The organism is Helicobacter bizzozeronii, from assembly GCF_900196775.1.
GTDB classification, from domain to species: domain Bacteria; phylum Campylobacterota; class Campylobacteria; order Campylobacterales; family Helicobacteraceae; genus Helicobacter; species Helicobacter bizzozeronii.
On the sequence record NZ_FZLB01000013.1, the window covers coordinates 1 to 6658 of the forward strand.

At 45.0% G+C, this 6658-nt stretch carries 7 protein-coding genes and 1 pseudogene; 7 read left to right on the forward strand and 1 reads right to left on the reverse strand.

Annotated elements, in window-relative coordinates; all coding sequences use genetic code 11:
• The first annotated feature begins 52 nt into the window (after positions 1-52).
• Genes C5684_RS01890 through mrdA form a run of 6 tightly spaced genes read left to right on the forward strand, consistent with a single transcriptional unit; the run spans position 53 to position 4791 of the window.
• Entirely contained in the window at positions 53-847 is a 795-nt protein-coding gene (locus C5684_RS01890; protein WP_233708621.1) for a septal ring lytic transglycosylase RlpA family protein, read from the forward strand.
• A gap of 3 nt (positions 848-850) precedes the next feature.
• Positions 851-1429, forward strand: a complete 579-nt coding sequence (locus tag C5684_RS01895; RefSeq protein WP_199763879.1) for a hypothetical protein — start codon at positions 851-853, stop codon at positions 1427-1429.
• 20 nt (positions 1430-1449) lie between these two features.
• Positions 1450-1971, forward strand: coding sequence for a lipopolysaccharide transport periplasmic protein LptA (lptA, locus tag C5684_RS01900; RefSeq protein ID WP_148259693.1), 522 nt, complete (start codon positions 1450-1452; stop codon positions 1969-1971).
• The gene (yihA, locus tag C5684_RS01905; protein WP_104639249.1) at positions 1958-2593 is read left to right on the forward strand and encodes a ribosome biogenesis GTP-binding protein YihA/YsxC; all 636 of its coding nucleotides are present in this window, start codon (positions 1958-1960) and stop codon (positions 2591-2593) included. Before lptA ends, yihA begins: the two co-directional genes overlap by 14 nt.
• Positions 2580-3038, forward strand: a complete 459-nt coding sequence (locus C5684_RS01910; RefSeq protein WP_233704296.1) for a hypothetical protein — start codon at positions 2580-2582, stop codon at positions 3036-3038. The genes yihA and C5684_RS01910 overlap by 14 nt, the downstream gene beginning before the upstream one ends.
• Positions 3019-4791: a penicillin-binding protein 2 gene (mrdA, locus tag C5684_RS01915; protein WP_104639250.1), complete on the forward strand. Its 1773-nt coding sequence runs from the start codon at positions 3019-3021 to the stop codon at positions 4789-4791. The genes C5684_RS01910 and mrdA overlap by 20 nt, the downstream gene beginning before the upstream one ends.
• 140 nt (positions 4792-4931) lie before the next feature.
• Here mrdA and C5684_RS01920 read toward each other — a convergent pair whose 3' ends face one another.
• Positions 4932-5153 (reverse strand): replication initiation protein, encoded by a 222-nt coding sequence (locus C5684_RS01920; RefSeq protein ID WP_104639251.1) that lies wholly within the window; start codon positions 5151-5153, stop codon positions 4932-4934.
• A gap of 1233 nt (positions 5154-6386) precedes the next feature.
• On the opposite strand from C5684_RS01920, the pseudogene C5684_RS09440 reads away from it, so the two are divergent.
• Positions 6387-6658, forward strand: a pseudogene (locus C5684_RS09440) (hypothetical protein); the annotation flags it as partial.

Here is a 6658-nt window from a genome sequence, read left to right on the forward strand (position 1 = left end):
TTTATCAGATGACCACCTAGATCGAATCCTCTCTAGTCGTCGGCAGCGTCAGATGGGTATAAGAGGCAGCCCCCCAAGCGCATCCATCCCGCCCACAACCGCTAAAGTTACATCCCGATCGCTCACGGGGGGCATGATCGATTCAGAGGCGATGCAAAGAGCCACCATGCGCCCTTATAAAGTGGGTGGGAAGACCTACTACCCCACAAAGGTCGCTGTGGGGCAAACCTTTGATGGGTATGCCAGCTGGTATGGCCCCAATTTCCACGCCAGAAAAACAAGCAATGGCGAGACCTACAACATGTATGCCCACACCGCCGCGCACAAAACCCTACCCATGAACACCATTGTTAAGGTTACCAATAAGGACAATAACAAAAGCACCATTGTGCGGATCAACGATCGGGGTCCCTTTGTGCCTAACCGCATCATCGATCTCTCCAATATCGCCGCTAGGGATATTGAAATGGTGGGCAAGGGGGTCGCTCCAGTCAAACTAGAAGTGCTAGGCTTTGGGGGCATGATCTCCAAGCAATATGCCAAAGCCCTCAATGCCCCCCAAAACCACACGCTGCAAAAAGAATTTAAAGTCGGGCCCACCCAACAAAGCTACAGCGGTGGGGAATTTTCGTTGCAAATGGGGGCTTTTAGGCATAAAGAGGGGGCGCTCAAGGCACAACGCGACTTACAAGCCAAATTAAAAAAGGGGCATAAAATCCGTGTGGCAGAAGGAATCAAGGACAACCAGCCCATTTACCGCGTTTTTATCAGTGGCTTTAAGAGTGAAGAAGAGGCTAACGACTACGCCAAGCACATGTCCCAACCCACGATCTTGGTGCGTGAATAATTTGTGGGACGGCTCAACTCAATTTGGATTTTTTTTATTGCCTTGAGCGTGGTGATGGTGGGCTTGATTTTGCTTTTTTTAAAACCCCAGCCCAGCCTCTCAACCAAGGGGGGCGAATTTGCTAAAATTGAGGTGCAAAAATTCCATGCCTTCCAAACCAGCACCGCCAGCACCGATTTTAAGATTGAGGGGAGCAGGGCGTTACAATATAGCGATCACGAGGTGCTCTATGATTTCACCCTCAGCAAGTTTGACCTCCAAACCCACACCCAAGAGCACGCTAAAGGAGAGGTGGTGGTGCGTAAAAATGATCTTTACACTTTCCCTAAGGGTGTTCTTTACACGACCAGCAATAACGAAAGCTTTTGGAGTCAGAAAGGCACTTATGATCACCGCAAACAGACCTTTGAGGGGGAGGGGTATTTTTACTTGAGCGCACCAGAGGGCGATGTGAAAGGCGATGACATCATCTATAACCATGTGGCTAAAACCTTGCAGGCTAAACATATCCACGCAGTCATCGACCTAGCCAACGCCCAGCAATCCTCAAGAAAATCACCCACAGGGGATTTGCCATTTTAAGATTATTCTATTTATTGGTGTTGGTGGGGTTGCTTGGGGCGGTGCCCCTCAAGGAGACTTTAGAGGTTACGGCTGATAAATTCTTGGCCAATGAAAAGAAAAGAACCACCATCATTGAAGGGCATGTTTTCATCAAAAAGGGCCAAGACACCCTCACAGCTGATAAGGTTGTGATCTACACCAACCAAAAACGCAAACCCATTAAATACGAGGCGATTGGGTCGGTGAAATTCCACATCGTAACCCAAGATGGCCGCCATGTGGAGGGGCACTCCGATCGCTTGATCTATGATGCGATCAAACGAGAATACCGCCTATTGCAAAATGCGGTGGTGAATGAAGTGGGTAAAATTAACTCCATTAAGGGCGAAGAGATCATTTTAAATAATGTGAGCGGGTATGCTGATGTGGTGGGGGGCAAGGACAAGCCGGCTAAATTCATCTTTGACATGGAGGACATCCAAAAAGCCAACCAGCAAGAAAAAGCCAAAAAAGCCCAGCAAAAAGCCCAACACTCTAAGGAATCCCATGCCCCAAATTAAAGTCCTGCAGAGTCAATTTTTATGTGCGGCTAGCAAGCTAGAGCATTGCCCGCCAATGCACTCACCCGAAGTGGTGTTTTTGGGGCGTAGCAATGTGGGTAAAAGCACGCTGATTAACAAGGTGTTGCAACAAAAAATCGCCAAAAGTTCAGCCACCCCGGGTAAAACCCAAACAGCCAATTTTTTTGAAACCGCATGGCAATTAACGCAGCAAACCCTAAAATTCCATTGTATTGACTTGCCCGGCTTTGGGTATGCCAAAGTGTCGAAGAGTTTGCAACAAGAATGGGGGGTATTCTTGTGTGATTTACTCAAGCAACGCACAAGCATTAAGCTTTTCTTGCACCTTGTGGATGCGCGGCACCCTAACCTTGCCATCGATCAAGAGGTGGGGCATTTTTTAGATCAGTTAATTAGCCCCACCCAACAAGTGCACCAAATTTACACCAAATTTGACAAACTCAATGCCAACCAACAACACGCCCTGTGGCACAAGAGCCCTAATTTTCTAGCCACTTGTTTAAAACCAACTGGGCTTTCTGCTAAATTTGGCTCTTTAGAGGCGATCCAAAGGGCGATCATAGAGGGGCTTTTTGGGATCAAAGCTGATGAAAATGCTTAAATTCAAACACTATGCCCGCTGGATCATCTACGGACTGGGCTTTTACTTGTATAGCAATTTAAAAGACCTCTATTTGTTTTTACCCCCCATGATTGGGTTTTTATTTGCTTTTTACCGCATGCTCAGTGCCCAAGAGGACCAACAAAGCGGGTGGGTGCTCTACATCTTTTTTTGTCTGCTCTGCATTGAGACTATCCACCTAGAACCCTTAGGGGTTTTGATTTTGCTTTTCATCTTGTATGATAAAATCGTGGTGCGTTGGCTTTTGAACATGTTTGCAGACAACCCGCTAGGCGATGCCTTCCATATTTTTGCCATCTATGCGATCTACTTTGTGATTCTGTCTTTTTTGAATCAAAATAGTGTCGAAATGCTCCATTATTTGGTGGGCTATAGCCTTTTTGAGTTTTTGCTCTGGAGGGTCTATGTTAAATCTCAGGTATAAGTTTGTCTTAGGGGTTTTGCTGCTTGTTTGGGCGTTACTCTTACTTAAGATCTTTATTTTAACCATCAAGACCAACGACTACTTTGAACGCCTAGCTCTAAGAAATATGACTAAAAAAGAAATCCTTGTCCCCACACGGGGACTAATCATGGATCGCAACCGCGAATTATTGGCTATTAACCAACTGGGTTTTAGTATCGCCCTCCCCCCCTCTTTAAAAAAAGCCCAACTGCAAGCCCAGCTTGCATATTTGCAACACTACTTCCCGGATTTAAACCCCACCGATGCGCTTGAGGAATACCAAAAACAAAATTCCCGTTACAACCATAATGCCATCACCATTTTAGAGTTCATCCCCTATGACCAAATGCAACCCCTCTATGCCAAACTCACCCAAAACCCCCATATTATTATCAATGCAGCCAACAAGCGTTACTACCCCAATAACGCCCTAGCTGCGCATGTGATCGGGTATTTGAGTGCGGCTAACACCCAAGACCTCAAAGAAAACCCCAAGAGTCAATACACCCACACCATCGGCAAGACCGGGTTAGAGAAAGAATACAACGACTTTTTACAAGGGGAGATGGGTTATAAGCTCATGAGTGTGAATGCGCTCAACCAAGAATTAGAAGTGCTGGAGAAAAAAGAACCCCAAACCAATAATGATCTCATTTTGAGCCTTGATAAACGCTTGCAACACAAGGCAGATACGCTCTTTAGCGACAAGCGGGGCGCAATTATTGTCATGGATGTGCATACGGGGGAAATTTTAGTGGCTGGGAGTTATCCAGAGTATAACTTGAATGAATTTATCGGGGGCATTAGCGTGGCTAATTGGAAAAATCTGCAAGATGACATCTACAACCCCTTGTTAAACCGCCTCATCAATGGGCTTTATCCGCCCGGCTCGGTGGTGAAAATGGGCTCGGCTTTGAGCTTTTTAGAATACCTCCCCATCACAGAAAAAACCAGCGTTTTTGCGCCCGGGTATATCGAAGTGGGGAAGCGTAAATTTAGGGATTGGAAAGCAGGGGGGCATGGGGAAACCAACCTTTATAAGGCGATCAAAGAATCGGTTGATGTCTATTTTTATAAATTTTCTTTGGATATATCCATTGACAACCTCACCAAAACCTTTAGGCAACTGGGCTTTGGGAAAAAAACCGGGGTGGATTTGCCCAACGAGTTTGTGGGGATTTTGCCCGATCCTAGTTGGAAAATGAAACGCTTTGGGACAGCTTGGAGTGTGGGCGACACCCTCATTACATCTATTGGGCAAGGCTCATTTCTCACAACCCCCCTGCAAGTGGCTAACTACACCGCCCTTTTAGCCTCAGGCAAACTCCCCGTCCCCCATTTTTCTTTAAAAGAACACCCCAAGCCCCAAGATGTCCTTGATCACTTGCAAAAATCCAAGTTGCATTTCTTGCGCGATGGGATGTATGGGGCTTGCAGCACCCCCGGGGGCACAGCTTACAAGAGCACACGGGGGGTGAAGGTGGCTTTAGCGTGCAAAACGGGCACTGCCCAAGTGGTGGGGATCGATCAAAATACCCAAGTGCGCATCAAAGAGAGCCAAATGGAATATTTCCACCGCTCACACGCTTGGATCACCGCCTTTTTGCCCTACAAAAACCCCCAATATGCGATCACCATTTTAGTCGAACATGGCGAGGGGGGGAGCAAAAATGGCCCCATTCTTAAAGAGATGGCGAACGCGCTTTTAGAGTTGGGCTATATTAAGCCCTAATATTTAAGGATTTTTGGGTAAAAAATTATGCTATGGTCGAGCCACTAGGAGGGTTTTAAAATGAATTACCCAACACACTAAAGCCCACAAGCTTAAAACTAGATGCTTTTTGGAGCATAGGAAATAATCACTTTAAAGTATCAGCTAATTTTCCACTGCTTGAGTAGTCTATAAAGTGTCTTGGCATACTTACCGCTGATGTTTTGAAATTCTAGGAGTTCAAAAGAAGTGAAGTTGCCATTTAGATAGTTGAGTAAATAGCCAAAGTAGGGCATATTCACTTGGATTTCCATGCTTTTAACCTGGGTTTTTTGGGTGTCGTGGTAGTTGATTCTAAACTTCCTAGAGCATAATGTTTTCATCGGCAAGCAGATGGAGTATCCAAAAGTTAGTTAGTCTGATATTTTTCCAAAGTCTTTTGACAACACTGCTTAGATCGCTGTGGCTGATTTTGACTGCGTGGGTCATTTTTTAATATCATCAAGATCAAATACCAAAAGCTCATCTTGTCTGTCTTTGAGCTTGTGGAAGATGGCAAAGAGCAGGAATGAATAATCTTAAATTTGTTGATTAGTGCGGATTTTACTGCCTACTACTCCCAACGAGCCCCGCACCACACAGACTTCCCGAGGGGGCTAAAAGGTTAAAAAGACGGAGTCTTTTAAAATGTTAAAAACCGCGTGCGAGGAAAATTTAAAAATGACCGGAATTTGCAAAAAATGCGTGTCTTGCAGAATTAATAGACCAAGCTAGACTTAGCTATCACTAAGATTTTATCCTTTGGGGGCAGAAGCCCTCCAAACCTTCAAGAGAGGCTTTAGAAGTGAGAAATTGTTGTATTGGTTGGAGATTTAAGGGATTCAGGATGAGATTGGAGTCTGTGGGGAGAGTGTGGGATAGACAAAAGTTGCAAAGTGTCCTACAACCAACAGCTGACAGGATTAATGGCGTTTGAGGTCTCACACGGCTTGGGTTGTAGGTGTTACAAGGACTATGAGGATAGATAGAGCTGAGAAAATGGCCATAAACAGCTCCACAATCGCTTTTGTGGGGGGGGGGTGCTATGTGGATACAAACCTCTATTTTGCCAAAGTTGTGTTATATGACTCATTTATCAGGGCTAAAAACGCTATGTTTTTTTGGGTCGTTAATTTGGATTGATTGGTCAGTGTTTTTTAGATGCTTGGACTTGGGATGTTCTTGGGGATTAAAATGGGTCTAAAAATTCTTTTTAACATGCTACTTTATAGATAGTAATAAGGTCTCTAGGAGGTTCATAGGGCGACGGAGAGAGGATGGGGAGTCAAACATCGTTTTGGGATTGTGAAGCATTGTAGAGTATTTGTGGAGCGTAGTTTGGTATTGGAGCTAGCTAGAGAATTGGGAAGTCAAAAACAGTGTTTTTTGCTCGCTTGTTCATTTGGCTTGAATTTGAAAGTAAAGTAGAGTCATGCTGGAAAGCTCTGAAATCGCTCTAGGATGCTTTTATGGTGTGGGGATTTGTATAGTTTTTGGCAAGATTGCGGTGTATGATGCCTTTATAGGGCTAGAATTGCTGTATGTTTTTTTAGTGCTTTTGCATTAAAATTTTGAGTATGGAAATCCAAATATCAAGCGAATTTGAAAAGTGGCTAGACAATCTCAAGGACGACCATGGGCATGCTACCATCACACGCCACATAAGGTTTTTGAAACAGGGGTATTTTGGCGATCACAAGCACATCACAGGTGCGATTTTTGAATTGCGTATCCATCTCTCAATCTTGCCCTCCGAGTGGTTTGATTGGGGTAGATTGTCCTTAATCCCCCCAGCACTGCGACTCTGTGCCCTCTGCAAAATTTGCATTTCTGGGGTATTGGCTAGGGC

Bases quoted from the DNA above. Each gene is read 5' to 3' on its own strand.
- C5684_RS01920 (WP_104639251.1), bottom strand. From the start codon at position 5,153: ATGAAAACATTATGCTCTAGGAAGTTTAGAATCAACTACCACGACACC.
- C5684_RS01910 (WP_233704296.1), top strand. From the start codon at position 2,580: ATGAAAATGCTTAAATTCAAACACTATGCCCGCTGGATCATCTACGGA.
- C5684_RS01890 (WP_233708621.1), top strand. From the start codon at position 53: ATGGGTATAAGAGGCAGCCCCCCAAGCGCATCCATCCCGCCCACAACC.
- yihA (WP_104639249.1), top strand. From the start codon at position 1,958: ATGCCCCAAATTAAAGTCCTGCAGAGTCAATTTTTATGTGCGGCTAGC.
- mrdA (WP_104639250.1), top strand. From the start codon at position 3,019: ATGTTAAATCTCAGGTATAAGTTTGTCTTAGGGGTTTTGCTGCTTGTT.